This window comes from Gorillibacterium timonense, assembly GCF_001457415.1.
Taxonomy (GTDB): domain Bacteria; phylum Bacillota; class Bacilli; order Paenibacillales; family NBRC-103111; genus Gorillibacterium; species Gorillibacterium timonense.
This window is the reverse complement of the sequence record NZ_LN881721.1, coordinates 106,111-132,214: the sequence shown is the minus strand read 5'-3', so window position 1 is coordinate 132,214 and position 26,104 is coordinate 106,111. Positions and strand designations below refer to the sequence as shown.

Sequence of the window (26,104 nt, the reverse complement as noted above, 5' to 3'; positions counted from 1 at the left end):
TCAAACCCATTATAATCGAGTCTAAAGTCCCGAACCATAAGAATCCTACGAAAACACGAAGATTTAACATGGATCGACAACATTTCGCCGCATTATTAAGAGAATTTGGCGAAAATTGGCCCCTTATCCCGTTCTACGCTCCGCGCGCCAGAGAAAATAAGCATAAAAAAAGACCATCCACTAAAGGGATGGCCCTATGGAGCTGCCTATGAGTTAGAATGGATTTGTTGCGATGAAGCCTGCGGACTTCACATACACACGTGGGTTTAGTTTCAATTGGTCTACAATGAACTCCGCTAGATCTTCAGGCTGAATGAATTTGGAATCATTGTTTTCTTTAATCAGCTTTAAGTCCTGTGCCATATCGGTGGCAACCGTACTCGGGGTTAATGTCGATACCCGAATATTGTTGCGGCGAACCTCTTGGGCGAGGGATTCGGTGAACCCGATCACAGCAAATTTCGATGCGCTGTAAGCGCTGGAGGTAGCCGCGCCATTCAATCCATTTGTCGAAGAGATCGTAATGATGTCTCCGCCATTTTTTTCGATTAATTGAGGCAGTACTGCACGCGTTACATAGTAGGTGCCCATTAGATTGGTATCCATGATGGCCTTCCATTCTTCCGGGTCCATCTCAAGAACGGTACCAAACGATGCGATACCCGCACAATTAATGAGAATATCAGCAGAACCGAGTTCCTTTTTCAATCCTTCAATCGCGGCTTCAACTTGTTCCCTGGAGGAAATGTCGACCGCTGCATAAGCCGCTTTCACGTCTAGCCCTTCGATTTCCGCAGCTACCTCTTTCAACGTTTCCTCAGTTCTTGCAAGCAATCCAACGTTAACGCCTTCCTTGGCCAAAGCAATTGCCGTTGCTTTCCCAATCCCTCTTGCTGCACCGGTTACAATCGCTACTTTTGCTTTTAAAGTTTGTGCCATTCTCTCAGGTTCCTCTCCAATTGGTTTTGGTCTCTCTTCAATGCTTAATAACGGGACTCTCCCCCATATTACCAAGTGGAGCCGCTCCTTGTCTGCACTTGTTCTTAGGCATGCCATGAAATTCGATCCGCAAATTCAACCCGATTGCGTCCCTTTTGCTTGGCTTGATAAAGGGCTTTATCCACGTCAGCAAGGAGCTGGACCAAGCTCCCTTCCAGATTGTCCGATACCTGCTCCTGATCGAACCTCTCCACCGTTAATCCCCCTACGCTCACGGTGACGGAAATCGGTTCGCTTTCATTCCCCACCCGAACGCGATGGGACTCGATCGCTTCTCTTACTCGTTCCGCCAATTGTTCCGCCAACCGACGGTCTGCATGCGGGAGATAGATGAGGAATTCCTCTCCTCCGTATCGGGCCAGAACATCGCTACTGCGAATGGATTGTTTGACCGTTTGCGCGGTACGATAAAGCACCACATCCCCGATCACATGTCCATAGCGGTCATTAATCGCTTTAAAATAATCGATATCAAAGAGGATCAGGGAGAACGGAGTTCGATTGCGAATATTCGTGATCACCTCTTTAGTCAACTGCTCCGTTAAATAACGACGGTTGAAGCAGTCAGTCAAACTATCCGTAAGCGCCATTTCTTCGAGCTTTTGATTGGCTTTGGATAATTCCTTCACAAGGTAGCGCTCTTGGGAGACATCCTGAAACGTGATGATATGACCGATCGGCATCTGGTACGAATCCACAATCGGAGAAACCTGCAGGATATAATGACGCTCGCTCTCTCGCTGAGCGATGATTTCAAGTTGGGAAAAGGTATTTTCCTTCTGCTTATACCGATCCAGGAACTCCTTGCTGCTCCCCTCTACATGAACAGACGCAAGAAACTTCTCCATATCGAAAAGGTCCCCGACACTCACGTCGATAAAGAACCGTAACGCTTTGTTGACCTCAATAATCGATTCGTTCTCATCCAAGACAAGCATTCCATAGGGAATCGTGTTGATCACGTCCTCATGAGCGATGGAGACAAGATCAAACACCTTGTATCTCTTGATGACGAATACGAAAAAGAGGTCGGAAACCAAAATCCCCATGGAGGTAAGTCCGGGAATGATCGGCAGCCATGGACTAAAGACGACATTAAGCAGGACATCCATAAACGCAAAAGCAGCAAGCACATAGATTCCCCACAGGGTGATTCTCACTTGCTTCTTGATCGTTAATAACGTCTTGGAAGATTTCAATGCCCGAAACAAGAAAGAGAGGGAAGCCAAAAAGTAGCCTACTAGAATCACGACCATCATCCAGAACCATGGACCGTAGACTCGATGGATATAACCGCCTTCCACCGGATTAACAAATAGGGTATACGGGTTCAGGATCACACCCGCTGCTGCAAGAGCAGCCGGTACAAACAGCAGGAGGAATCGTCTCGTTCGGAATTGATTCGCATAACCCGTCAGAAAGACGGTCAGAAGAAGCCAGCCGCTCGCCAGCATCGGAATCGAGACAAATGACAGCAGCACAAAAAGCAACTGCAGCTGCGGATTCTGTGTAAGATCGGTGGCAAACTGACACAGCGGCCAAAACATCATAAAAAAATGAAACAGGAAGTACACTTTATGTAAGTTTGTGATCCGAACGGTAACAAACACATAAACAAATAACCCAAACAATAGGAGGAATAAGAAGAGGTCAAACCATGCGGGTGAGCTCACAAGCCTTCTCCTTTAGCATTCGACAACTGCCGCATCATGAAATTAGCCATATCTTATCATACGACAAAGACAATAAGCCAGTTTGTGAATGTTTTTTTAAACCCAAACCTTCGATGATAAGGAGCCGCTCTCGAGGACCGCACAAGGAAAAATAAAAGGCACCTCAGGAAAGGTGCCTTGATCAGTAAGAGGACGATTTATTTGAAAATAACGAACGTTACATTCTTTTCTTTTAGGTAGTTTATGATAGCGGGAAGCGCATCTACCGTGTTCTTGTCTTCATGCAGCACATATACGCCACCGGACACATCAACCTCATGGAAGTAGCGAATGATGTCCTCGGGCTTCTTGGCATTCCAGTCCTCCGGGTCGCGATTCCATAGGAGCGTCTTCATATGCTGCTTCTTGGCCACGTTGACCAGCTCATCGTTAACCGCGCCGTATGGGGGGCGAAACAGAGTGACGGAAGCGTGCGTTAGGGATTCAATGAGGTTGCTCGTCATTGACAAGTTCTTGCTCTGATTCGCAGGAGTGGCTTTCGTCAGGACACTGTGATCCCAGGAATGATTCCCGATTGACATCCCATGCTCGCTCGCATAAGTAACGGCATCCGGATTGCGCTCCACATTCTTCCCTACGAATAGAAACGTCGCTGCCACCTTGTTCTCCGTCAGAATGTCTACGATCTTCTGCGTGTGCGTGGAAGGCCCATCATCGAAGGTTAGGGCGATGTAGTTCTTCGGCAGCCCGAAGATCTTCTCTTCCGCGACGTCCATGACCTCATAGTCCACCTGATCCGCGCTAGGTTGAATCGAAGCTTGGGTTTGAACTTGTTGTTGGTCTGCTGCGACAACCATAGACGGGAGATCTTCCTTGTCCCAATTACTCATAGATGCGGGAACAATCGAGTCATTCAAGTCATTCGAATCATTCGCCGTGACCACGACTTTCCCTTCGCTGATTGGCCCGTTAATGATATTCACGGCATTTGCCTTGCCCTCGGAAGGGATGGATAGGACAAGCAGCAAGACGTACATGACGAGGAGCAGATTGGCGACCCTCGGCGCTTGTGCAGGGAATTGGCGCAGCCATCGAGCTTGGTTGCGGGCGGGTTTCTTTACGCCGTCATCCTGCCCTCCCTCGCTCATCGGAATGGGCGGAAGGTCGGTTTGCCTAATCCGCTTTAGCTGATTGAGGTATTCTTCGCTGCATGCATAGGGTAGCGTTTCTCGGCTGACGCTTGTGGTTTTGATAAGAGAACAATAGTAGGTGTTTCGATAAGGGTCCCACTTGGGATAGGGAGAGAGTCGAGCCCTGCCTCCATTCAACGGCTGCAGCACTTCAAGACCTCGAAACGTAAACTCGTCTATATCGATCACGTATGTGGCATGCTTGTCTTCATGGGTAACGGCGACCTCGATCTGATGTCCTCCATCGGAGGTCTTCCCAAGTGACAGCAGCTCTATCACCTGTATGCTGTATGTCTCTATCCCCATCTTCGTCCTTCTCTTCCCAATCTCGATATGACCTTAATCGGTTGAAGCTCCATCCGTGGAGCCTGCGTTCGATGCGAATGGAGACGTCAGCCGGTTGGTAAAGTCATGTACAATCGTAAGGAGATGTGCCTTCTCCTGGCGAAGGACATCAAATTTCTGTTTCATTTGGGAGAGCTCGGCTTCAAGCCTCGCATTCTTCTCCTCAAGCTCATTGATTCTCTTATTCTGATGGGCCGTCGTCTCGTTGGACTTCTGAAGCAGGCCCGCATAGTTCTGGCGTTCGAGCTCAATCACGCTTTTGAGCTCCTCGATCTCACCAGACAAGGTGGTATGGATCTCTCGGTAGTCTTCCATCATCTGATCGACCTTCAGGTTCTTGTCGGTCAGTTTCTGCTCCAGCTCGAAGATGCTCTTCTCGCGCTCCTCGATTACCTTGCTCAGGTTCTTCGAGTCCCTGTTCAGTCGATCAATTTGCCCGTTCGCATGACTGAGCCGATCTTGCAAATCGTTGTTGCTCATTTCGACATGCTGCTTGGCCTTAATGATCTGTTCAACGGCGCATACCAGATCGAGCGACCTTTTATCCAGATGGCCCTTGTTTATCAAAATAGAGCCTGAAGGCTCTTCACTCGTCTCGGATTGAGTCGAATTTACCGATCCTTCTTCCTGTGGCTTTTCCAGGTCCCCCTTTATGTCAAGATCCTCTCGCGATTGCTGCTGCTCAAGGCCAATCTTCTTCTTTTGGAAAGGAGAACGCATAGACCAACTCACCTTTTCTGAGAAAGTGTCGATAATTATCGAAAAAAGTTTCCTTCATTATAGATGAATTTTCCAACTTAATGAGCGGGGCTAAAGTACCGTTTTACCTTCAATCGGTTAGGCTAAAAGGCGCGTTGAGTCAAAATATCCTGCTATCTGGCTAAGTCCATAGAGGTGTAGGACCAGCAGCACCTAGGATTCCCCATGTAGAGTTGACCGGCACGTTATAGTAATCACCAAACCGCGTCCTGTCAAGAGATAATGGGCGAAGGAGCGACATAGTAAGGGATCCCCCCTTCTCCTTTTGTAGGATGAATGAATTTCCGGGTAGGAAGCGCGATATCGCTTTTTCCAATTCAGCCCGCTTCACGTACTATTTTCATCAGGTCAATGGCAGATGAGGGATACACAAGCAAGGGATAGAACACAATGAATCAAGATCCATACACGACAAACGGAAGAGGTGGAGTCCCATGAACAAGGTGGACAAAATCAGATTTACTCTCCTCTACGGCGAAGCGCCTGAGGCTAACGGTTACGGGTACATGGAGTTGAATCAGGATGGCCATATGATCGCACTCTACAATCGGTTTGGTGAGGAAATCGATATTTATGGCGGACATGAATTTGTCAGGGTACGGACGCTTGGCAAATTCGATGACGAAGATCGGGATAACTTTTATTCCTTGTTGGAAGGTGACGGTGTAGGCTAATCTGCAAAACAACTATGGCAAAGACTTCTATCCGACAGAGGATGAGCTTCGCAAAATCTTCAATCTTGCGATGACGGAAGCCCGAATGATATATTGATAAAGCAGATCTGCATTCCATATTTTATGATCTTTATATAATTTTGGGGATTTTCTTTTTGGAGTGATCGAGATGAAGCAGAAGGAATCAAGAAAACTTTACCACATCAGTCTGGTATTCCTGGCTCTCCTTCTTGTTGGGGGGATTGTAGGGTATAAATTCCCCTATACGACTGATCGGGTTCTCCCGCCTGAGGAAAAGGTTCAAACGATTATGTATGGAACCCTCTTGGTAGATGGAGAGTTCCATGCACAGGACGTGACGATCAAGGATCGGGAAAGGATCTCGGAGTTTTACCGAAATTTCCACGATGTTCGTGGTGTCCGGTTGCTGAGAGGAGTTAGTGACGTAATCTCTGGGGTGCACGCCTCAAAAGTCATGATCATTACCCTGGTTTGTGTGGATGACGACAAGGAAAAACTCGTGAGTCTACTCATCAGCAACGAAGGCGATATCAGTCTGGACGGCGGAAAGAAAGCATATCGCTTGTGGTCCCGCCCGAAGGACTCCCTCTTTACAAGCGTGAAAGCCTTCCTTTCTGATGAGGAATGAGGGTGACCGACACCGTCGCCTGCAAAAAAGGATCGCCCGTCTTCTTGGCATTCCAGCCAAGCGGAGGGCGATCTTTTTGCGAGCGGGCCAGGAGAGCCCGCTTGTGGGGCTTACTGCCGGGAACCGTAAGTCCGCAGTGTTTTATCTCTATATCGCATTTTCGTTTCCAATCTGCTACTCATTCCACATGAACGACAAGAAGCGATTCACAAACGGGCGATAGGGAGAAGATTCCGGAATCGATCGTGCGATCTGCAGCAAACAGCGATCAAATTCCAGCAAGACTTGCTTGCCCCGCCAATCCTGTGGCAGCAAAGCATCCGGCAGCATCGGATCGCGCAGACTGAAATCAGCGATCTTCTCGCCCAATTCCAAGAAACGGACAAACAGGCCAAGCCCATCGTCACCCGCTTCCCCTCCCTTGACGAGCTCTAGCGCGGGCGCAAACTCCGTCCGATACCAGCTCTCCCCGCTCACATACAGGTCTTGAATCGCGTCAAGCTGCCACAAGTCTCTGGCCTTGTCTACAGAGATACAGTTGTGGAGAAACCGCGACTCCATGACCGTCACGCAATCGGTGATCTCGTATAACTCACTGAGCCGCACCACTTCATCCCGGCAATCCCACGGCGAGACATAAACACTTTTGTACAGCGCACCAAATCCAAGCTGCAGCAAATCGGATCTCAGCCGATCCCGCTTCCTCCGATCCGCCTCCGGCACTTCGAACAGCACCATGCACCAGAGCCCATTCCATTCCTGCTCATACAGGCGGGGCTTCCGGTTTATCATCCCGATGAAGTCTTCGCCAAGCGGGGTGACTACATAACGGGATCGTTCAGAGGAAGCAACGTAGCCTTCCTTCTTCAAGCTTGCAAGCGAATTGCGGACGATTTGATGAGAGACGCCGCGCGCCTCATATACACTTACAAGACGCTTTACAGCAGCCCCCGGGCCCGCACCGTCTCCGCTGGCGACGAGATAAAGCAGCTGTTTTTCTATCGATAGCAAGGGACACCCTCCCTCCATATCCAAAAATGAACAGAAAGAGATTGACATCTTAAGCGCTCGTATAATATAACGTATTTAACATCGGTCGTTAAAATTTATATTATAAAAAGGAGAGGGCTTACCGATGAACATTCATTATCACGGCCATTCTTGTATTCAAATCACCGAAGGACCGCATTCCATCATCATTGATCCTTACATAACCGAGAACCCAATAGCCGTCACTACGCTCGACCAAATTCAGGTTCAACACATTTTGCTGACCCACGGGCACTTCGATCATATCACCGACGCAATCCCCCTGGCAAAACAAAATAACGCCACCATCATAGCGCCGGAGGAATTGACACTGTTCTTAGCAAAGGATGGCGTTGCCACCGAAGCCCTGCATATTGGCGGTTCCTGGGAGTTTCCGTTCGGACGCGTCTTCTTTACACCGGCTCAGCATGCCTCATCTGCCATCACCGAGGACGGGCAGCTGATCTACACCGGCTCTCCGGTCGGTATTATCCTGCAAATGGGCGGGTTCACCCTCTATCATGCCGGAGACACCGGACTCTTCACCGACATGCGATGGCTCGGCGAACGCTTCGCTATCGACGTGGCCTTCCTTCCCATCGGCGGCCGGTTCACGATGGGGCCGGAGGATGCCGGGATTGCGGCAGAGTGGCTTAACGCCCGCTGCGTCGTCCCGATTCATTACGACACCTTCCCGCCCATCAGCCAAGACGCCGCTGCATTCGTGCAGGCGTTGGAGGCCAAGGGAATCCATGGCCGGCACATGCAGCCTGGAGATAGCTTTGCACCTGAGCGCAGTTTGGTAGAGAAGTAAGCCCATGACCATCGCGGATACGTTGCTGCAGGTCATCATCCCGATCTTGATTCCCCTTGGCATCGGTGCTGTGCTCCACCGCAAGTTCCAATTCGCTCTCGGAAGCTTTTCCAAGTTGATCATGTATTACTATTTGCCCGCTCTGGCATTTGTGAAGGTGTACGAAGCCTCGCTCACCGCTTCCTTAGTGGTCACGATAGTTGGCTTTCTGGCGCTGCAGTTTGTCGTTGTCTTGCTGCTTAGTCAGGGCATCAGCCGCTTGCTCGGTTTTCCCCGATCCCTGGCGGGCAGCTTCGCCAACAGCACCTTGCTGACCAACAACGGCAATATCGGCATTCCGGTCAATGCCATGGCCTTCAAGCATGATCCGTTCGCTCTGTCGATTCAAGTGATGGTCGTCACCTTTGAGTTGTTCACCACCTTCACCTTCGGGCTGTTCAACGTCAGCCGCGCCGCAAGCGGTTGGCGAAATTCCTTGCTTCAATTTGGTAAGATGCCCGTCATCTATGCCCTCATCCTTGGTGCCCTGCTGCGCCTTGCGCATATTCAAGTTCCGACTACTCTGCTTTCGCCCTTATCCACGATCGCCGATGGGATGTTGAGCTTCGCCTTACTATCGATAGGAGCACAGCTTGTATCCACCCCGCTGAAGCAAAATACATCGGCTGTCCTCATGAGCAGCTTCGTGCGACTTGCGGCAGCGCCTGCTTGCGCAGGGATCTTGCTTCATCTCCTGCATGTGCACGGCATCACCGCACAAGCGTTATTGATTGCAAGCGCCATACCCACCTCACGAAACAGTGCAGCCCTCGCACTCGAATACGATAACGAGCCTGGTTTCGCCGCGCAAGCTGTGCTTGTATCCACGCTGTTAAGCAGTATCTCGTTGACGATTGTCATTCAACTGGCTCAAGCCCTTTTTCCGGTTTGAGCCAGTTGTCTCCCGGATGTCGCCTACTACAGCACTTTCTCCTCTATGGTAAAAGGCCGCCACATGGGCGGCCAAAGAATCTTAGTATGCCTTTCTTTATAACGGGAATCCATACTTCACCTAAGGAATTACGGTTGTAAGCCGATCGGTCTTGTCCCGACGCTTACTCCCCCTTCTCCGTCTTCCGTTCCAGTGACTTCAGATCGGCGGTGACGATCTTGCCGGTATTGCCGAAGAGGTACACCTTTCCTTGGAACTCGACCGCATCGTACCAATCGTCAATCGTGAACACGTCCTGCTGGGTCCACTGCTTCGCATCCTCGGAGAGGAAGACGGTCCCTTCACTGCCGACCGCGACAAACAGACCGCCGATGTACGAGATGCCAAACAATCCGGTCCCCATGCCGTGGGCGGTGAGTCCGTCCGGGAAGGTCGAGGTCTTCCACTTTACGCCGTCCGATGAAGTCAGAATGACCGCACTCTTCGCATTCCCATAATAGCTGGCGGTCGTCACCACAAACTGGCCGTTGCCCCAAGCCACATCGAAGTTGTCACCCGGGAACAAGGCTGTGATTTGGCTCCACTTCACGCCATCCTTGGATACAAGCAGCAGTCCTTCTTCCCCTACGGCGACCAGAGTCGTGCCGTTTGATGCCAGGGAATTGATCTTTTTCTTGACGTTGGTTTTAAGGGTTGTCCACGTTTTGCGGTCCTTGGAGGACAGGATCACCCCGCCCTCTCCGGCTGCATAGTAGGTGCCCTTGACATAAAGGACGCTCAAGAGAGTGGCGGACGTGGGGGATTTCACTGCGGTCCATTTCAGTCCATCAGTGGAGGACATCATCTTCCCGTTGTCTCCGACGGCGAAGAAGTCCTTCCCGGACCATACGACGCTCCGCAGCGGGTAAGTCTGCCCGACCGTCGCTGATTTCCACTTGCCCGCCGTATTCATCTGAGCAGAGCCTTGGAAGCTGATAGACAGGTAAGCATGATACGAATCCCGGTAGCCTCCCACCATCGCCAGCTTGTCGCTGCCAGCAGCCGCTCCGTATACGTTTCTTGGCAGTTGAAAAGGATACAGCAGCGTCTGCTTCCAGCTCCGTCCATCGGTCGAAGCCTCAATCCCACTGTCGGTAATGGTTACATACTGTTTACCATTGTGAAACGTCGCATACGGATTCTGCTTCGGACTGGCCACAAATCCGGCATCGCTCCAGCTCTTCCCGTCCTTCGAGGTCCAGTTGACCAGCTTCAGCACATGGTTCGCTTTATCTGCGTAAACGAAGCCGTACGCATAAAACCGATCCTTCGCCCAATACACATCGGACCAGAAAACATTGGAGGACACGTACGTCCACTTCTCTCCATCCTTCGAGGTCATGATCGTCGCATCGCCGACCGCAACAAACGCTCCCCCGCCAAAGGTCATGTCCCATACCTGCTCGTAATTGGGCTGCTTGGTGCTGACCTTCTTCCAGGTGACGCCGTCCTTCGATACGGCTACAACCCCGTCTTCATAGCCTTGGGCCACGAAGGTATTGTTGCCCCAAGCGACGGCCGTGAAATTGGTGCCGATGCCGGTCTTGCGTTCCGTCCAGGTAATTCCATCCTCGGAGGAGTAGATCATCCCCTTCGAGTACTCCCCTCCGACCGCCACATACCGCTTACCGTTCCATACAGCGCCCCAGATGTACGGGGTGGGGATCGTCTTCGCCGTCTGCTTCCAGGCAACGCCGTCCTTGGAGGTCCACACGGTTGTCGTGCGCCCCGCCTCGCGGAAGCCCATGAAGTCGGTTTTCCCGCGAATGATGAAACTGAAATCTTGAGGATTTCCGGAATAGGTCTGCTTCCAGGTGAGACCGTCCTTGGATGTCTTCACATAACCGCCGGACGCCGGCATGACATAGAGTCCCCCGCCAGATGCGATGGACTTGGTTATACCGGTGTGCAGCTCATCCAACAACGACCACTTCAGCTTCAGATGAGTCGTCAGTGTCTTCTGTTCCTGAATGCTTCCAAAGAAGCCGGATAGCGCCACTTTCCGCGCCTTGAGCGATTCGATAGCGGCCTTGGTCGCCGGATCATTCAAGTCCAGGTAATTATTCGACGCCTGAACCTCCTTCAGGTTAGGCAGCTCGACAATCGGAGTCAGATCGCTGACTCGATTATCTCTCATGGTCAAGTATTCCAGAGAGGTCAACGCCTTCAGCGGCTCCAGATTCTCTACCTTGCTGTCGAAGAAGCTCAGAATCCGAAGCTTGGCAAGCCCGCGGATCGGAGTGAGATCGGAGATCGGGGTATCATCGAAGGAAAGCTCCGTCAGCTCCGTGAGTCCCGACAGGATCGACAAATCCGTGATCGGATTTTGCGACAAGGACAGCTCGGTCAGCTTAACGAGACCGGCGAGCGGGCGAATATCCTTGATTTGATTCTGACTGATGAGCAAGGAGCGCAGCTCGGTCAGCCCCGCAAGCGGGGACAGGTTCGTAACCTGATTCTCATTTAGGTTCAATTCCTTCAGCTGCTTCAAGCCGGACAGCGGGCTAAGATCGGTGATCTGATTGCCCCAGGAGGTCAACGAAGTCAGGTTGACGGCCTTCTCCAAGCCCTTGAGTGACTTTACCCCGCTGTAGTCGGGGATGGTTAATTCCTTAAGCTTGGCCAGATCCTCCTCCGTCAAAGCACCGGACGGCTTCGCAAGCTTGAGGCGAACAACCTTCTCCACCTTGGAATCGGCAAAGGTCACTCCTTCGGCATGCGCTGGGTAAACCGGAAGCAAGGAAATCAAGAGTGCTGCAATCACCAACAGGGATACGGCTCGAAAGCATAGATGTCGACGACTCATGGTTCTCTCCTTAAAGCTCGTTTTTATTTCTCAGTATACTATAAACTGGAAGGTCGAAATATGTCGTTTTGGTAGAGATGTCCAAAACAAAAACCAGGACACGGATGTCCTGGTTACGATCCTACTTATCTATGTCAAGCATCCCCAAACCGAAGATTGCTTTTACTCCTGTGCTTGTTGTTTCAGTTCACCTAATGCTTTTTCGATATCCGCGGTAAGAGTTGGATCTAAGTATTGAGGCGCGGAACGCTTGGCTGATGAAGAAAAATGCGCCATCGCCTCCACCTCCGCTTCCATCCTCAGCACCTTCTCTTCCACACGAGCAAACCCTTTTGCTACATTCTCCGTTTGGAAAACAACGATGCTCTGGGTCATCTCCTTAATGGAGCTGGCAACATTTACTCGAGACGCTAACAGAAGCCGGCGGTGGTTATATTCTTCCGATTGAACGAGCAGCAGCCCAATCTTTTCTTCCAGCACCTTCGTTTGCTCTTGAATCGTTGCATACTGTTCACAGTAAGCAGACAGTTTCTTCTCCTGCAGCAGCTTTTCCTGCAGCGCCAGCTTTGCAATATGGTCTTCCCCTTGCTTCACCGCAAGCTTAGCCTGGCGATCTCTTTTCTCTATGCTTTCTTCGGTCTCGGCAATCAGCGCTGCTTGTCTCTTTTCAATAAACAATTGATTTGCGAGTGCGTGCTGTCCCTTTGCAAGCTCTTGATCCAACTCCCGCATGTATTGATTGACCATGTTGATCGGCTGTTCGACCTTATCCAAAAGACCATTCGTTTCGGCCAAAAACACACTTTTTACCCGTTTCAGAATTCCCATGTTAGTTCGACTCCTTTGTATTGGTTTGGTTCTTTTCCCATTGGTCCAAAAAGTCGGAGGTAGAGGGGATCACCGAAACTGCACTCCCTGCACCCAATCCGCTTGCTCTCTTCCTGCTCCTGATGATCCCGTACAGCAGTCCGGCTCCCACAAGAGTGCCGCCGATGGCCAGTGCCGCGCCCCATCCTTCATGCTCATGCTCGCCTCTGTCCATGCCTCTTTCATGATGATCCCCGGCTTCGTCACGCCCCTCTCCGTCTCTAACGGATACTAGCAGTTGTGAGCCTTGCTTCCCGTGGTCATGATCGGATCGGTCCATCCTCTCTGTGGCGAAGCCTATTCCGACACCAACAAAGGCGATGATTCCGGCCGTGATGATGAGCCGCTTGATCCAAGATTTTCTCACTTTCATGCATCCTTCATCCTTTCGTCTATATCGTTTGTCTTCTCTACATGCCCCACTATAGGCTTGAAAAGTAAAAGTACGGTAAATGGGCAAAAAAAGACCCTTCCTCATCTTCCGATAAGAAAGGGTCCCGCTTATTAAGCTTGAGGGAATTTCACAATAAACGTACTGCCGTCCCCGAGAGTGCTCTCCACCTCGATCGATCCCCGGTGCACTTCGACAATCCACTTCGCAATCGATAATCCGAGCCCGGCACTTCCTTCCTCCCGAGAACGGTGCTCCTCCGCCCGGTAAAACCGGTCGAAAATCCGCTGCTTGCTCTCCTCGGGAATCCCGATCCCCGTATCCCGAATGGACAAGTACCACTGTTTGGGGTGGCTTCCCAGTGTAACGTCGACGGTTCCCTTCTCCGGCGTATACTTGATGGCATTGTCCAGCAGGATATACACCAGCTGCTTGATGCGTTCAACATCCGCCGTAACCGCCAACTTCTCAGGCAGAGAGGTGGTTAGCGTGATCTGCTTCTTCTGTGCGACCGCTTCGACCGCTTGCACCCATTGGCGAACCCTCGGCACCAAGTCGAAGGACGCCATTTCAAACTCGACCGAGCCGGAGTCCGAACGGGCCAATGTCAGCAGGTGCTGAACCATTCGGCTCATCCGACCGACTTCTTCCTTCATATCCGACACGACTTCGCGAGAATAGCGAGTCAAATCTTCGCCATTCTCCAGCTCGATGACATCCAAGGACGTGTTCAGAATACTAAGGGGCGTCCGAAGCTCATGTGACGCATCTGCGAGAAATTGCTGCTGCTGCCGATACGTCTGCTGGATGGGGATCATCGCTTTCTTGGACATGGAATAGCTTAACCACACGGCCGCGATAACAAAGAGAACGAGAATAAAGAGAAGCACCAGGAGAAGGTTCTGGAACGCCTCCGCATAGAAGGTGACGTCTCTTGCCGCATAAATGACGGCTTTCCTTCCATCCTCCATCACATACGGACGCGCCCCCACAAAAAGCAGCCGATCCTTATCTCGATATCTGTCGCCATCATGGTGGTCATCCGACTCCGGCAGCCATTTCAGTCGGAATCCGTCCCGGCGGGGATGCCACCGTTCAATCATGTCCAGATTATCATCACGGTTTTGTCGGATGGCGGTACTATCCGCAATGACCTTACCCTCATCATCGAGGATATAGAAGAAATACAAATCATCCCCGCGAGAATTGGACAGATCCGGGATGATGACGTCTCCATTCTCCGTTGCATACAAACTGGAGTGAAGCAGCTGACGTTGTTCCCGATAAGCCATGCCCAGAAAGAAAATTGAGACGATCATGGAAAACAACATCAAGAACACGATGATCAGCCAGGCATAAGTGAAGGTTAACTTTCTTTGAGTCTGTACGAACAAGTCTCTCTTTTTCAACCATTTAGGTTTCAAACCGATACCCCACTCCCCTGACGCTGTGAATCATCGCTTCCCCTTGCACAGCCTCCAATTTATCCCGGAGCATTTTCACCGTGACATCCACGTTCTTGTAGGATACCTCGCTCCCGAACCCCCATACCCGATCCAGAATGACTTCCCTTGTCAGAACATTGCCGAGGTTTTGCAGAAATAAATCGAGCAGCTGATATTCCCGCTGGCTGAGGAGGACCTCTTCTCCACCTCTCACCAACTGACGCGACGAACGATTTAATGTAAATGGTCCGAATTCGATCACATCCGCTTGAATGGGAGCGAAATTCCGCCGTGTCAGCGAACGGAGACGGGCAAGCAGCTCATCCATCTCAAAGGGCTTCGTCAGATAGTCATCCGCTCCCGCATCCAGCCCGAGAATTTTATCCTGCAGCGCATCCTTCGCGGTTAACAGGAGAATCGCCTGACCGTAGCTGGCGGCTCGTAAGCTTTTGCAAACTTCAATTCCATCCTTGAGGGGCATCATCCAGTCCAAGATGAGCACATCGTAGGAGGATGATCCTTCGGCATACCCCAGCGCGTCTTCGCCGTTTTCTACCCAATCCACATGGTAGCCGCCCTTCTTCTCCAGGACATATTTCACCAATTTCCCTAGCTTCTTGTCATCTTCAGCGAGAAGAATGTTCATCCCGTTCACCGCCGAGCGTAGAATAGTAAGTCCAGAATACCACAGCACGGTAAAAGCACGGTAAAAGAAGTCCGACAGCGAAAGAACGGGCAGCGGTGATAGGAGCGGTTAGCCAGCAAGCTCAAGCAGCATAATAATGCCCTCGACCCATCCTGCCGGATACATCGAGGGCTGATATGAATTGTCGTTAATCGTTACTTAGTATTCGTCATTCTCTTAGGTAGTGCGATATACGGTCCAAATTCATTAGGGGGTTACCGTATGCACTAACCCGATAACATCAATGGTATAAAGCGAGAATCATTTCTCTATACTCAGCCATCTCCTCATCGTAATAGAATTCTTGGATTTATGATCAATATATGGAGAGTCGCACCCCGTAAAAGCTTGAAAATCACGGACTGTATACCCTGAGCAACCGATTCTGATCCAATTATCCAGAAAGGCCCCAAAGTTTTTACCCAAAGAATATCTAGAAAAGTGATCTTCATGAGACAAGAATATTACCTCACCAGGAAGATAGTGAAGATCGATAGCGAAATAATCGCCGGATCCATCCTTGGCAAAAATTAAACTATTTTCCCAATAATGAAGGGACTCGTCATGCTCCTCCAGCATATCGATATGATCTAGGCGTTCTTGGTTTAAGGTAGGCAAGGCATCCAAATCCCATAGCCCTCCATCTCGCAAGCCCCCACCTTCGATTAACCTGCCCCCATCACTCAAATGGCACCCGTAAGATGGGTTAGTAACAGACCAAAAAAAGGTTACTTTTTTTGAGAAGTTGAGTAGTACATCCACAAATTCACCGGGAAGCTTCGTATTCAACATGGATTCGATTTTCATAAGCTCGCTTATGGTGGCTTTGTCTGCAATGTGAAGCTCACTTTCTCCACTTATTTCCTTGCTGTAGGACAAGACCTTTTCAAATACGTTTTTCCAATCAAAATAGTTAGGGCTTTCCCAAATCCCCTGATCTTCTGTGATTCTGGGTTGCTGATCATGCTCTCCTTCAAAACTTACCCAATAAGGCAACTCGTCGGGGCCTAAAGGCAACTCTGATTCATACTGTTTATGCTGCTGTAAAAACTCATGGCCTAGTGAAGAAACCACCAGTTTTTTTGGGGAGAGGCTAATAACGTCTATGTAACCTTTGTGAATAACTGTCTTAATAAAGTTTTCGAACTCATTTTGGGGAATCCTATAATCGGAATGAGAAAAACTTCTATCTGACGCGATCATCTTCAGTACAATATAGAGCAACCTTTTCAATTCCATTAACTCCTTATATCTATTACATGTAAAGAGCAGTGCATATAAAATCGGACAAAATCAAGAGATTCAAGGGCTTGGTAATCCGGCCTTCTGTAGTCGATGCGTCGTTCAAAAGATCGAATAATACCTTTCTTCTTACGGGTATCCATACCTCACATCCGCCGCTACTCTAGATAATTCCATGCGGAATCCAGTTCAAACCGTCCGCTTTCCTCAATGAATCGGGATAACAATTCGACATGCGCCGAACCGATGATCAACAATATTCGGTCATCACTAGAATCGGCAAGCCGGGCCAGGTTGGAAAAAAGAATGAGGTTTCGTTGGTACCACCAAATCAGCCACTCCACTCCTACGTACTGATCCCCATCTCCGATTCGCGCCATGTTTAGGTTCATCGTATGATGCTTCTTGACCCCAGTTGGTTCGTTACAATCGCGGTACATCTCCAGAATGCTTCGGTAAGAAGGAGCGGCTGGTTGGTCTCCTGAATGAAACAACCACCCATAGATTTCATCCCAGAGCGCCGGCTGATGTTCCTTCGCCCATTCATATACCTCTCCTGCACTCTTCGTTCCTGCACCCTTTTCCATCCAATCGATGCAATAGACCTGTTCGTGAACGAGATCCGCAGCGATACGAAACCCCAGTTGGTAGGCCTCGTTAACGGGAAGCTCAAAGCTCCCTTTGCGATACTGCCGGTATTGTTCATTGACGGTGTCGTTCTGTTTGGTTACCAGCTCTAGGGCTACCTTGGTTGGATGAAATCTCCTTAATCGTTCCACAACTTCCGCTATTTCTTGCCGCCTTTGGGCGGATAACACGAACTCCGTTCTGGCCGAAAACAAGTCAGTGGTTGATCCCATGTGGAACGTGCCGAGCAGCAGCAATTTTGGCAGCTTTGGTTGTATTGGTTGTACAGAAGACTCTATCCCGCCCATTTGATCACTCCATTAGGGTCATGGTGGAGAAGGCAAAATAAAAAACAAGACAACGGTGTCTTGTTCTGGATGAATAAGCTTAATCAAGTTTTCGAGGAGTCTGGATTTTTACCAAGACTTCAATCTAAATGATAACCGAAGCGAAAGAAACAGTCTAGTAATTTTTGGGTAGACTGTTACGATTATACCACCGGTAAAAACAATGCAGGTGCGCGCCTTAGCATGAAATGGAGTATACCCATGAAGGGATTAGACTTGAGTGAGCAGTTTTATTGGGAGATGGTTCGACCCATCCTGGAGAGGCGTTTCCCAACCTTACTGGAACGACATGCGGCAGGATTAATTGGCTATGGCTCCGATGTCCTTGGCCATGATGATGCTTTATCGAGGGATCACGAGTGGGGGGCAAGATGCCATCTGTGGTTGCTGGAATCGGATTACGATGAGGTTGCCGCTCTCCTGAACGAAGCTCTTCATGAAGAATTACCGTTTACTTATAAAGGATTTCCGGTTCGGTTTTCATTGGATGACTGTAATGAGGTATTGATCCCTTATAACGGCAGTACCAACCTGCATCATGTCGCCATCACGACGGTTCAACGGCATAGGAGAATTCAATTGGGGTTGCAATCCTCTCGCCCCTCCATGCTTGACTGGCTTGTCATCCCGGAGCAAAAGCTGCTGGAGTGGACGCGGGGGAGGATTTTTACAGACCCCGTTGGCGACATTTCGCAAATGCGAGAAACCTTGTCCTATTTACCCGATGAGGTTTGGCGATTCAAATTGAAGAATGCCTGGAGTTCGTTTTCTCTTCTCCGTGTAGCCAGGCTAACGGATCGAAGAGGCGAATCTTTGTCCGCCAGACTCGTCATTAACCGAATGGTGGAGAAGGCCGTTCAACTGATTTTCCTCTACCATAAGAAGTACCGCCCCGGCACGTACAAATGGATTTCGAGAGAGCTTTCCCAAATAAGCCCGCTGGCCGATCAAATGGGCAAGCAGCTCGAGGGTGCTTTGATGGAGATTTCCATCCCTAGGGCCGTTGAGCAAATTGAGATGGTATTGGATCAATTATTCGTCCAGCATAATGAGTTAAAGCTAACCGAACCACTCACCCTTCAGCCCCCTCCCCCTTATGCAAGAGGGATGCAAACCTACTCCTATAAAAGCATAGAAGAAGCTCTATTCGCTTCACTCCCTGAAGAGCTTAAGCAAATGGAGCTATCCGGAGCCGTCGATCAATTTGTTACGAACGAAGACATTTTAATCTGGGCAGACCACTACACGAAGTTTAAACCGCTATTCATGATGAAGTCCGATATTGAAAGAACGGGTATCGGGGATATGATCGTTTAGATGTACGAGGAGCCTCTTCCGCCTCAGTGGTGGAAGGGGTCATCCCCCCGTGTCAGGGTTTCCCCATATGTTCTGATTTTGAAAGGAGATCCGGGGAAGCATTCTGTAAAGGTGTAGCCGAATGGTTTCCTGTTCGTGCGTGCTTCTTTTTATCCAGATGCCTGTTGTTCATTAGGTTACGCTTCCCCGCCGATCCGTTCCACCTTCTGATAAAAGCACAGCTCTGTGTAGAAGCTCACCCGGCCGTCCTTGATGTGGAACTCCTCAAACCCTTCCCAACAGGGGCGATACTCGCCACCCTGCTCAATCCAGCGAATGAAGGCCCGCCAGTCCTTCTCCAGAAAATGATGAACCCCCGGAGACACCGCATAAGTCCCGCCGCTGTACGTCTTCCTCTTGACCTTCTCCTTCTCCGTCTCAGCCCAGCCTGTCGGCTCATCGGTAAGATCGAAGAACACCTCGCAAAACGACTCCTGCTCCTCCGTCTCCCCGTACCGGACACCCAGCTTCACCTGCGGCCCATTCGCCAAGCCGTTTCGCTCCACCCAATTCAATATGGCATCCATCGCCTCATATTTCAGCTTCCCGAGGTCATCGCCTACGGCGCGGTAATACACCGCTTCGCGGGAGGGCAATTCGATGATCCGATTCTCGGTCGGCCTCCTGATCGGGATGAAGATGTCCATCTCCGGCGGGGCGACGGTGCAGCGCTTGTCATACACCTCCATCACGGCAAAGGGCGTATCAGGCAAGTGAGCGGTCAGAAAGGTCTGGCTCTCGAACCACTCCCCGTACACGTACCCGATCGTTTCGCCCAGCGTCTCCGCAATTGGCCCCGTGTGAGTTGCCTTGGCATAGAGCAACGGCGGAATCTCCATTCCGACCGCACCCGCTGGCACCTGATCCAGCCCCTCCACCTCGAAGCCGACAAAATACCGAAGCGTCCCGTCCGCATCATACAAGCTAAGCGCCACCTCTTCGTCGTCCTCCGGTCGAACCCGATTCTTCACTTGTCCAAACAAGCGCTCCCAGCCTTGGTAATAATCGTCCCAAACTTGCGCAAAGCTCCTCTGTCCCTCTCCTGTGCCGATGAACCGCTCGATTCCGAGCAGATACAGCGTAGGCTTCTCCACCACTTGCACGTCCATCCTTCGGTCTCCCCTCTCAAAAGAATTCCGAATGGAGGCCATCTTCATCTCCTGGAACGTATAGCCGCGCTTGCGGTAGCTCTGAGGAGTCACGCCATAGGTGCGCTTGAAGGCCCGGCTAAACCCCTCATGCGACTCGAACCCGTAGAGGTAAGCCAGGTCAACAATGTTCTCCTCCGCAGCCAGCATGCGCTTGGACGCAGCATGCAGCTTCCGGCGAATGACGTAATTCATTGGCGTCTGCCCGGTGTAATGGGTGAACCACTTGAAGAATTGCGACTTGGAAAAAGCCGCCTGCTCCGCCAAGCTGTCACTGTCGATCGGCTCCTCGATGTTCTCCTCGATATAATCGAGGACGGCTTGAATGCTTCTTGCTGATTCCATGGGGATGAACCTCCTTTCCTCTGAAGGATAGCATTCGGGGTTTAGGGTGTTCTCGACGGTTCTTCTTGAGTTTGGGTGGCTGAGGTAAGGCTGAGGGTGAATGCAAAGATTCAGTAAGACTACGTGATAAAGGTATGGAATAAAAAGCATCGACAAGGCTGTTGGGAAAGTTGTGCATAGTAGCAAAAGCTTATGTAAGTAGGTTATCGGTGAAGCTTCGAATTATAGAGCGGCGGTCATATCGCCTTCCTCCTCCGGTAAACGTGACTCTCCTTTCTTCATCGTCTCGGCCAAAAATCCCTTCTCCAAGCGCAAATGCAGTAGCTCGGTCCGCAGATCCTGTTCGATGTGATGGATATTCGTGATGATTTCCTCCCCGATGGCCCTCCCCATCTCTCCATACCGACTGACATACTCCAACAGCGACCACTGGCAGCCTTCGCAAAGCTCAATCTTCGCCAGCAGCTCGTCTTCCTCGTCCACCAGCTTTTCGTACACGTCACAGGTACTCGTCATGTGGGTTCCTCCTTTGTGGCTGTTTTGTTGTGTTCATTTTGTATAATTTATCCTTTTTGTTGAATACTTTATCTGTGGATTTCATTATATCAGAATGATAATAGGCGTAAAAGGAGATTTTTCCTTGAATGAAGCCCAGTCGCTCAAACAAGTGATCGGCAAAACCGTCAAAGCGCTCCGCCTACGCCAAGACCTTACCCAAGAGGACCTAGCCGACCTGTGCAACGTGGACCGCTCCTACATATCCATGATCGAAGTTGGACGAAACGAGCCTTCTGTTACGAAACTGTTCATTCTCTGCAAGGGGCTGGAGATAAAGCCTTCGGATTTTTTTAGGTTGATTGAGCGGGAGTATGGGGAATAGGTTTTAGATACTTGTTAGAATGCGAAACAAAAATCGTTGTATCTACAAAAAACCAAGGAGAGAGCTATTAATCGTAGCTCTCTCCTTGTTAATAATTTTCAACTTTTTTGCCCCTCTCTAAGTACATCCCTCGCGAACTGACGAACTAAATAATGATTGTCTGTAATCAACTTTTCTAAGACCATTCTATACCCCTGGTTTTGACTTTCCTTACCCCCCCTTATCACTAATATTTTCAATCTGTAATCAGCATCATTCACTATGTAAGATAACGATTTCGATACAATATCAGAGTATTCCGATTTCATCATTCTAACTAAGCATTTTGTTGCAAGTACTTTTAATTCAAGATTATTATTCCTGACATGTGACAAAACAAGCTGAAGAACTGCAGAAAAGTAGGGATTATTTCTAATATTACTCAAATCACAGTATTCCATGTATATCTCTATGGAAGTTAAAAGTTGGATGTTGTCATAGGGACTTGCATTATAATGCATGGCGATTATTTCGAATAACTCTATACTGATATCTTTTCCCAACATCTCTCTCAAAAATAGCAAGTTCGTTCTAAGAGTAAATTCTGTCATACGGTTAAAAAAACCATCCTCAAAGGAGGAGCACACATTTAAGTATTCGTTAGTTATTTCCCTTGAAAATGCACTCCACTTTAAGTCGGATATTTCTTGCTTATTACAAATACCTCTCAAGAATAAGATGAATTGTGTAGCTTCTATCTTCTCTTCAGTTGTTTGCTTAGGATTTATAAGAACTTGAGTTGATACCAAGATTAGTTCATCAAGCAATTTATCGGCATCTATAATTACATTTGAACCCAATAATATATTTCTCATCGTTTTGAAAGGATGACTTGCGTAAGAAGAATAACTCCCCCCCCTTCCTTGATGTTGATTTCTTTCTCTAATCTCCTCTATACAACTAAATAAGAATGCCTCATCGTTTTGAGGTGTCCGTTCAGATATTTCCAATTTGTAATGAGTTTTAAAAAAGGTAGACCAATTATTACTAATAAAGGTATCCCATTGTTTAAGTTGGTTACACTTCAATCGCATTGTTACCACTAGATTGGGTAAACTTCTATATCTTCCTCTTAAATTTGGATCTTTAATAATGTTAGTTAGCTGCTCAACAACCATTACATGTGTTTCAGGGTTAACTTTTACCCAATCTATTTCGATTAAGGTTGAAAAGAAATCATCAAAGAATCTATATTGCTTATTATTCAGTATAATAAGTGCCCTTGCCACTACCGACTCATGATCAACTCTACTCATATTAGCTTTTATGCAACTAGACACTGCAGATGAGAGATTAATATTTGGAGTTACATCAGCAAGCCACTCATCGATTATTTTAAACAACTCACTATGAATATTGTTATAGTCTTCATCAGAAAAATAGTATCCTAATAATTCAATTAATTTAATCTTTAAAAGGTGCCTTTCTGGTGTGTGTGGTATTGTATCGGCAAGTTTATATAACTCTTTAATCCTACCAAAACTACAGGTGGCAATTATATCGTTGCTACGTCGATATACTTTTTCTAAGGATTTTATATCATTATTAAGAATACAAAATTTAAAACATAAAAATTTCCACTGATATTCGTCATATTCCCTTGAGAAATAGTAAAAAGTTTTATACAGCAGCTCATTAATACCTAACATATGAGTTAAAGAACCATAACAAACCGAAATAATATAACTTCGTCTTATTTGGTCAATAACACTTCTTAACCCAGTGCCAAACCTTTTTGTATATGGACTCTGAGTATTCAATTCGTAAAGTTCCTTTAATATAGCTCTATACGTATTTCCTTCTGTTCTATCTAATAAAGGATAATGGAGGACATGAGAACGTTTTTGAAGCTCACTTTGTGCGCCACCTTCACTATAATCATATGAGTGCCCCTTAGTCTTCATTTCTAAATTTCTCTTGTCGATTAATATATCGTCTGTAAACCAGTAAGGAAGTTTATTGTCACAAGCAAATAAATATGCTTCTTCTAGCATTTGTACTGCATCATCAACCTTACCTTCATAGACACGCCGAACAGCTCTCCAGCGAATTAATACTGCTCTTGTAAGTTCTTCAGAGTGCATTTTTTGAAAGTCTTCCTCAGGTAGTGTCAAATTTGATGGATCATATTTACCTTCTCCATGTATTACTTTTATGAATTGATAAGCAAACTGATCCAGTTGATTTGTTTGTCCTAAGTATTCCGTGCCCTCCCCCTCCATATTATCAAAGTAGCTATATGTTAGAGGGAAATCATGATTTTTTTGTTTTCCAAAAAAAAGCCCCTGCTTATCACCACTAATTGAATAAGACATTTTTTCCTCTTGATGTTCTTCCACAGATAGTTGATGGGTCAATGTAAGTCCATTCCTAGAATAGATAGTATATATATTCAGAATATCAATAATTACGGACTGATACCCTTCTCGAATAAAATCCTTAAAGTTTGGGATAATCCTATACTTAGCACCTTGAGGTCCTTTAAGTTCATTTTCAATGCTAGTACTTGGTTTAGTTGGGTTATTGCAAAACAAATAAATAGCCTTTTTTTGTATTTCTCTAGAATACTTCCATTCTTTCATTACCCCTTCGGTTATAGCGCTTTCATTATCTATAAGAAATAATACAACATGGCATTCTTCCAGTTTATTTAAATACGTATCTTGCGTACAGTTTGATGCTGCAGCACTCTCTTCAAAAATATATGTTTTAATTATGCCTGTTGCCTCTAGCAACTGCTTGATAGAGCATCTAATTAAATCGTAATTCTCCACACCGCATTTCGAACTTATAAAAACTTTTATTTTATCCTCGATAAACAACATGATCCTAATCACCTCTAGAAACTAATTTTCTAGACTTTATAATAAATATCCCAAATAGGTCGATATATTTTCTAATCTATGTATCCCCAGTTTTTGTACACCTCTTCACCGTAGTAATGTAGCGATGAAGTAAGCTGATTCTCTTTATTATGAGTACTAAATTGAGAAACTGCTGCTGCAATGGCCTTTTCTTTAAATGCAACATGAATGCATTTAGCGGTATTATTCCCTATTCTCTCATATAGGGCTTTTGGCCACTTTTCTTTGTGAGAGTTCGGGTTCAATATAGATTTATATTCTGGGTATGCCACAATGATTGGAATTTCATAAAAATCGACAGCCTTCTCAATTTCGAAATTCAACATACCTCTATCCCAATTTGTATCCTTAGAGATAATTAGTAGCATGTTCTTTGAACTCCTCATTCGCTCTAATAACCTCGATTTTAGTGTTGCTATTGTGCTACTATCTCTGACCTGGTATGTTTTTTTATGACTGTCGCTAAAGCTTAATTGAAATCCATTCGAATGATTCCACTTCTGTAATAACCCATAGTACTTCATATCGCCCTCAGTTGGATTTGTAGTTGCATTTCCATCAAAAGCGACATACGTTCCGTTTCGATATGCCATCAGACTACTCCTTTCAATTTGTAGAAATTAATTCTATCCTTTCTAGACTCATGTATAACGATTGTTATTTTAGAAGGATATGAAAACTTGATTCTACTGATCTTAAAGGACCACAAGAGCAATTCTAATAATTCTTGGTCCGTAATATTGCTGAACCCTTTAAATCTAGTAACCCCAGAACCCATAAGCGGTACCGAAACCGATTTCCCTGCATAAATAATGTCTATCTCATTCCAAAAATTTAGCAAGAAGTTGACGTAATCATTCATACATAAATATGCTCGATTATCATCATCAAACTTTGAAAATGCTGTTAATAAATATTCGCCGTATTGAATAATGCTCCCTAATCTAAATTTATTCTTTTTACCATGAGCTCTCTTCTCATTAATTTCAATTAGTTTCTCCCTTAACACACCGTCTGTTTCGATTAAGCTATCTAATTGGTTAATATCAGTTTCCACTTCGTTTAAGAAAATTCCATTCAACGTATTCTCTGATATTATTTTATTATCTACTATCGTGTCGAAGTACTCATTAAATCCAATCACCTTATATCCTTGTTCTTTAAAAATATCCCCAACTTTTACAACTACATATGAATTATCAACACTAAATTCAACTTTCGATAGTGTATTGGCTCTAATCCATAACAGTAGATAAGTCGCAAATAAAATAGCCACTATTGAAACACTAACTATAACCTTTTCTTTTTCGGCTACATCAAGCACGATAGAAAAGAATGAAAACACGACACTGACTGGTGACAATATGTAGAGAAAATCAGTTATTAAACGTCTATCAATAAGTGCAACTTTTTGTTTCATAGAATTCACCCTTTAGACAAATGTTAAAAAAATCCTTACATAACCGAAAATCCTCTAATATTCCTTGTCTTCTCCTAGACAAAACGAAGTTCCAGTTATGAATAAACCGTGCAATTTAACAAATAGTAGCGTCCCCACTTGTACTGTGAATGTGAAGCTGTTTTCTCTCTAACTTTACAATTAGAATATCCCTCCACCTTTCTAAGATCTTATGGAGTGGGTTTATCTTTTGTCTGTCAGAATTTTTTTTGATTGATGACCTAACATCCCCCTCAAGGACTTTAATGATTAATTTACCAAATAGACCTAAACAAAATCTTTTCCACCACCGTTTTTGCCCTTCTTGTTCAAGTTCTTCTACTTTTCTTAGTTCATATTCTAGTACTGCATGATTATTTATGTAGATTATAACGTAAATTCCCAATTGTTTAAGTAAGCAATTTACATCATTCACAGCTTCCTTAAATTAACACTACAAGTTTACGTATTAGGAGTATATGAATCATTAATAATAATTCTGAACTATTTCCAAAATAACAA

At 47.1% G+C, this 26,104-nt stretch carries 23 protein-coding genes; 6 read left to right on the top strand and 17 right to left on the bottom strand.

Translation table 11 applies throughout. From position 1 onward, the window contains the following. Positions 1-213: 213 nt before the first annotated feature. From BN2684_RS02760 to BN2684_RS02745, 4 genes are all read right to left on the bottom strand, one after another. Positions 214-939 carry a 3-ketoacyl-ACP reductase gene (locus tag BN2684_RS02760; RefSeq protein ID WP_058300988.1) on the bottom strand — a complete coding sequence of 242 codons (726 nt, stop codon included), beginning with the start codon at positions 937-939 and terminating at the stop codon, positions 214-216. Between the two features lie 104 nt (positions 940-1,043). Then, complete coding sequence (locus BN2684_RS02755; RefSeq protein WP_058300656.1) at positions 1,044-2,672, bottom strand: histidine kinase N-terminal 7TM domain-containing diguanylate cyclase; 1,629 nt, start codon at positions 2,670-2,672, stop codon at positions 1,044-1,046. A gap of 197 nt (positions 2,673-2,869) precedes the next feature. Further along, the gene (locus BN2684_RS02750; protein WP_058300655.1) at positions 2,870-4,168 is read right to left on the bottom strand and encodes a polysaccharide deacetylase family protein; all 1,299 of its coding nucleotides are present in this window, start codon (positions 4,166-4,168) and stop codon (positions 2,870-2,872) included. A gap of 33 nt (positions 4,169-4,201) precedes the next feature. Beyond that, positions 4,202-4,927, bottom strand: coding sequence for a hypothetical protein (locus BN2684_RS02745; protein WP_058300654.1), 726 nt, complete (start codon positions 4,925-4,927; stop codon positions 4,202-4,204). A 473-nt stretch (positions 4,928-5,400) separates the two neighbouring features. Here BN2684_RS02745 and BN2684_RS02740 point away from each other — a divergent pair, with 473 nt between their 5' ends. Next, positions 5,401-5,640, top strand: coding sequence for a hypothetical protein (locus BN2684_RS02740; protein WP_058300653.1), 240 nt, complete (start codon positions 5,401-5,403; stop codon positions 5,638-5,640). A gap of 169 nt (positions 5,641-5,809) precedes the next feature. Next, positions 5,810-6,289 (top strand): hypothetical protein, encoded by a 480-nt coding sequence (locus BN2684_RS02735; RefSeq protein WP_058300652.1) that lies wholly within the window; start codon positions 5,810-5,812, stop codon positions 6,287-6,289. Between the two features lie 174 nt (positions 6,290-6,463). On the opposite strand, the gene BN2684_RS02730 is transcribed toward BN2684_RS02735, so the two are convergent. Then, complete coding sequence (locus tag BN2684_RS02730; protein ID WP_058300651.1) at positions 6,464-7,300, bottom strand: PaaX family transcriptional regulator C-terminal domain-containing protein; 837 nt, start codon at positions 7,298-7,300, stop codon at positions 6,464-6,466. 124 nt (positions 7,301-7,424) lie between these two features. Between BN2684_RS02730 and BN2684_RS02725 the strand changes: the two genes are divergently transcribed. Together BN2684_RS02725 and BN2684_RS02720 are read left to right on the top strand one after the other, a co-directional pair. Beyond that, complete coding sequence (locus BN2684_RS02725) at positions 7,425-8,132, top strand: metal-dependent hydrolase (protein WP_058300650.1); 708 nt, start codon at positions 7,425-7,427, stop codon at positions 8,130-8,132. 4 nt (positions 8,133-8,136) lie between these two features. Beyond that, a complete protein-coding gene (locus BN2684_RS02720) occupies positions 8,137-9,063 on the top strand; it encodes an AEC family transporter (RefSeq protein WP_058300649.1) in 927 nt (308 codons plus the stop codon). 163 nt (positions 9,064-9,226) lie between these two features. Here the strand turns inward: BN2684_RS02720 and BN2684_RS02715 are convergent, their stop codons facing one another. The 7 genes from BN2684_RS02715 to BN2684_RS02685 all read right to left on the bottom strand — a co-directional run bounded on the left by BN2684_RS02715 (position 9,227) and on the right by BN2684_RS02685 (position 17,473). Then, positions 9,227-11,908, bottom strand: a complete 2,682-nt coding sequence (locus tag BN2684_RS02715) for a leucine-rich repeat domain-containing protein (protein ID WP_058300648.1) — start codon at positions 11,906-11,908, stop codon at positions 9,227-9,229. Positions 11,909-12,070: 162 nt separating this feature from the next. Next, the gene (locus BN2684_RS02710; protein ID WP_058300647.1) at positions 12,071-12,736 is read right to left on the bottom strand and encodes a PspA/IM30 family protein; all 666 of its coding nucleotides are present in this window, start codon (positions 12,734-12,736) and stop codon (positions 12,071-12,073) included. A 1-nt stretch (position 12,737) separates the two neighbouring features. Continuing rightward, the gene (locus BN2684_RS02705) at positions 12,738-13,148 is read right to left on the bottom strand and encodes a hypothetical protein (protein ID WP_058300646.1); all 411 of its coding nucleotides are present in this window, start codon (positions 13,146-13,148) and stop codon (positions 12,738-12,740) included. 131 nt (positions 13,149-13,279) lie between these two features. After that, positions 13,280-14,590, bottom strand: a complete 1,311-nt coding sequence (locus BN2684_RS02700) for a sensor histidine kinase (protein ID WP_058300645.1) — start codon at positions 14,588-14,590, stop codon at positions 13,280-13,282. Then, the gene (locus tag BN2684_RS02695; RefSeq protein WP_058300644.1) at positions 14,580-15,257 is read right to left on the bottom strand and encodes a response regulator transcription factor; all 678 of its coding nucleotides are present in this window, start codon (positions 15,255-15,257) and stop codon (positions 14,580-14,582) included. Before BN2684_RS02695 ends, BN2684_RS02700 begins: the two co-directional genes overlap by 11 nt. 300 nt (positions 15,258-15,557) lie before the next feature. Continuing rightward, positions 15,558-16,529: an SMI1/KNR4 family protein gene (locus tag BN2684_RS02690; protein WP_058300643.1), complete on the bottom strand. Its 972-nt coding sequence runs from the start codon at positions 16,527-16,529 to the stop codon at positions 15,558-15,560. 167 nt (positions 16,530-16,696) lie between these two features. Further along, on the bottom strand, positions 16,697-17,473 hold the full coding sequence (locus BN2684_RS02685; protein WP_058300642.1) for a DUF5694 domain-containing protein: 777 nt from the start codon (positions 17,471-17,473) through the stop codon (positions 16,697-16,699). Between the two features lie 240 nt (positions 17,474-17,713). Between BN2684_RS02685 and BN2684_RS02680 the strand changes: the two genes are divergently transcribed. After that, positions 17,714-18,829, top strand: a complete 1,116-nt coding sequence (locus BN2684_RS02680; protein ID WP_058300641.1) for a DUF4037 domain-containing protein — start codon at positions 17,714-17,716, stop codon at positions 18,827-18,829. A gap of 176 nt (positions 18,830-19,005) precedes the next feature. On the opposite strand, the gene BN2684_RS02675 is transcribed toward BN2684_RS02680, so the two are convergent. Both BN2684_RS02675 and BN2684_RS02670 read right to left on the bottom strand, forming a co-directional pair. After that, positions 19,006-20,361 carry a GyrI-like domain-containing protein gene (locus BN2684_RS02675; RefSeq protein WP_058300640.1) on the bottom strand — a complete coding sequence of 452 codons (1,356 nt, stop codon included), beginning with the start codon at positions 20,359-20,361 and terminating at the stop codon, positions 19,006-19,008. Positions 20,362-20,583: 222 nt separating this feature from the next. Further along, a complete protein-coding gene (locus BN2684_RS02670) occupies positions 20,584-20,877 on the bottom strand; it encodes a hypothetical protein (RefSeq protein WP_058300639.1) in 294 nt (97 codons plus the stop codon). Positions 20,878-21,001: 124 nt separating this feature from the next. On the opposite strand from BN2684_RS02670, the gene BN2684_RS02665 reads away from it, so the two are divergent. Continuing rightward, the gene (locus BN2684_RS02665) at positions 21,002-21,241 is read left to right on the top strand and encodes a helix-turn-helix domain-containing protein (RefSeq protein ID WP_058300638.1); all 240 of its coding nucleotides are present in this window, start codon (positions 21,002-21,004) and stop codon (positions 21,239-21,241) included. Positions 21,242-21,339: 98 nt separating this feature from the next. Here BN2684_RS02665 and BN2684_RS02660 read toward each other — a convergent pair whose 3' ends face one another. The 3 genes from BN2684_RS02660 to BN2684_RS02650 form a co-directional block, all read right to left on the bottom strand. After that, complete coding sequence (locus tag BN2684_RS02660) at positions 21,340-24,105, bottom strand: hypothetical protein (RefSeq protein ID WP_058300637.1); 2,766 nt, start codon at positions 24,103-24,105, stop codon at positions 21,340-21,342. Between the two features lie 71 nt (positions 24,106-24,176). After that, the gene (locus BN2684_RS02655; RefSeq protein WP_058300636.1) at positions 24,177-24,737 is read right to left on the bottom strand and encodes a TIR domain-containing protein; all 561 of its coding nucleotides are present in this window, start codon (positions 24,735-24,737) and stop codon (positions 24,177-24,179) included. Beyond that, positions 24,737-25,564 (bottom strand): macro domain-containing protein, encoded by an 828-nt coding sequence (locus tag BN2684_RS02650; protein ID WP_058300635.1) that lies wholly within the window; start codon positions 25,562-25,564, stop codon positions 24,737-24,739. The genes BN2684_RS02655 and BN2684_RS02650 overlap by 1 nt, the downstream gene beginning before the upstream one ends. Positions 25,565-26,104 lie beyond the last annotated feature (540 nt).

Excerpts from the sequence above, each read along its gene's own strand:
- BN2684_RS02760 (WP_058300988.1), bottom strand. The coding sequence starts at position 939 with ATGGCACAAACTTTAAAAGCAAAAGTAGCGATTGTAACCGGTGCAGCA.
- BN2684_RS02750 (WP_058300655.1), bottom strand. The coding sequence starts at position 4,168 with ATGGGGATAGAGACATACAGCATACAGGTGATAGAGCTGCTGTCACTT.
- BN2684_RS02745 (WP_058300654.1), bottom strand. The coding sequence starts at position 4,927 with ATGCGTTCTCCTTTCCAAAAGAAGAAGATTGGCCTTGAGCAGCAGCAA.
- BN2684_RS02740 (WP_058300653.1), top strand. The coding sequence starts at position 5,401 with ATGAACAAGGTGGACAAAATCAGATTTACTCTCCTCTACGGCGAAGCG.
- BN2684_RS02735 (WP_058300652.1), top strand. The coding sequence starts at position 5,810 with ATGAAGCAGAAGGAATCAAGAAAACTTTACCACATCAGTCTGGTATTC.
- BN2684_RS02725 (WP_058300650.1), top strand. The coding sequence starts at position 7,425 with ATGAACATTCATTATCACGGCCATTCTTGTATTCAAATCACCGAAGGA.
- BN2684_RS02720 (WP_058300649.1), top strand. The coding sequence starts at position 8,137 with ATGACCATCGCGGATACGTTGCTGCAGGTCATCATCCCGATCTTGATT.
- BN2684_RS02715 (WP_058300648.1), bottom strand. The coding sequence starts at position 11,908 with ATGAGTCGTCGACATCTATGCTTTCGAGCCGTATCCCTGTTGGTGATT.
- BN2684_RS02710 (WP_058300647.1), bottom strand. The coding sequence starts at position 12,736 with ATGGGAATTCTGAAACGGGTAAAAAGTGTGTTTTTGGCCGAAACGAAT.
- BN2684_RS02705 (WP_058300646.1), bottom strand. The coding sequence starts at position 13,148 with ATGAAAGTGAGAAAATCTTGGATCAAGCGGCTCATCATCACGGCCGGA.
- BN2684_RS02695 (WP_058300644.1), bottom strand. The coding sequence starts at position 15,257 with ATGAACATTCTTCTCGCTGAAGATGACAAGAAGCTAGGGAAATTGGTG.
- BN2684_RS02685 (WP_058300642.1), bottom strand. The coding sequence starts at position 17,473 with ATGGGCGGGATAGAGTCTTCTGTACAACCAATACAACCAAAGCTGCCA.
- BN2684_RS02680 (WP_058300641.1), top strand. The coding sequence starts at position 17,714 with ATGAAGGGATTAGACTTGAGTGAGCAGTTTTATTGGGAGATGGTTCGA.
- BN2684_RS02675 (WP_058300640.1), bottom strand. The coding sequence starts at position 20,361 with ATGGAATCAGCAAGAAGCATTCAAGCCGTCCTCGATTATATCGAGGAG.
- BN2684_RS02670 (WP_058300639.1), bottom strand. The coding sequence starts at position 20,877 with ATGACGAGTACCTGTGACGTGTACGAAAAGCTGGTGGACGAGGAAGAC.
- BN2684_RS02660 (WP_058300637.1), bottom strand. The coding sequence starts at position 24,105 with ATGTTGTTTATCGAGGATAAAATAAAAGTTTTTATAAGTTCGAAATGC.
- BN2684_RS02655 (WP_058300636.1), bottom strand. The coding sequence starts at position 24,737 with ATGGCATATCGAAACGGAACGTATGTCGCTTTTGATGGAAATGCAACT.
- BN2684_RS02650 (WP_058300635.1), bottom strand. The coding sequence starts at position 25,564 with ATGAAACAAAAAGTTGCACTTATTGATAGACGTTTAATAACTGATTTT.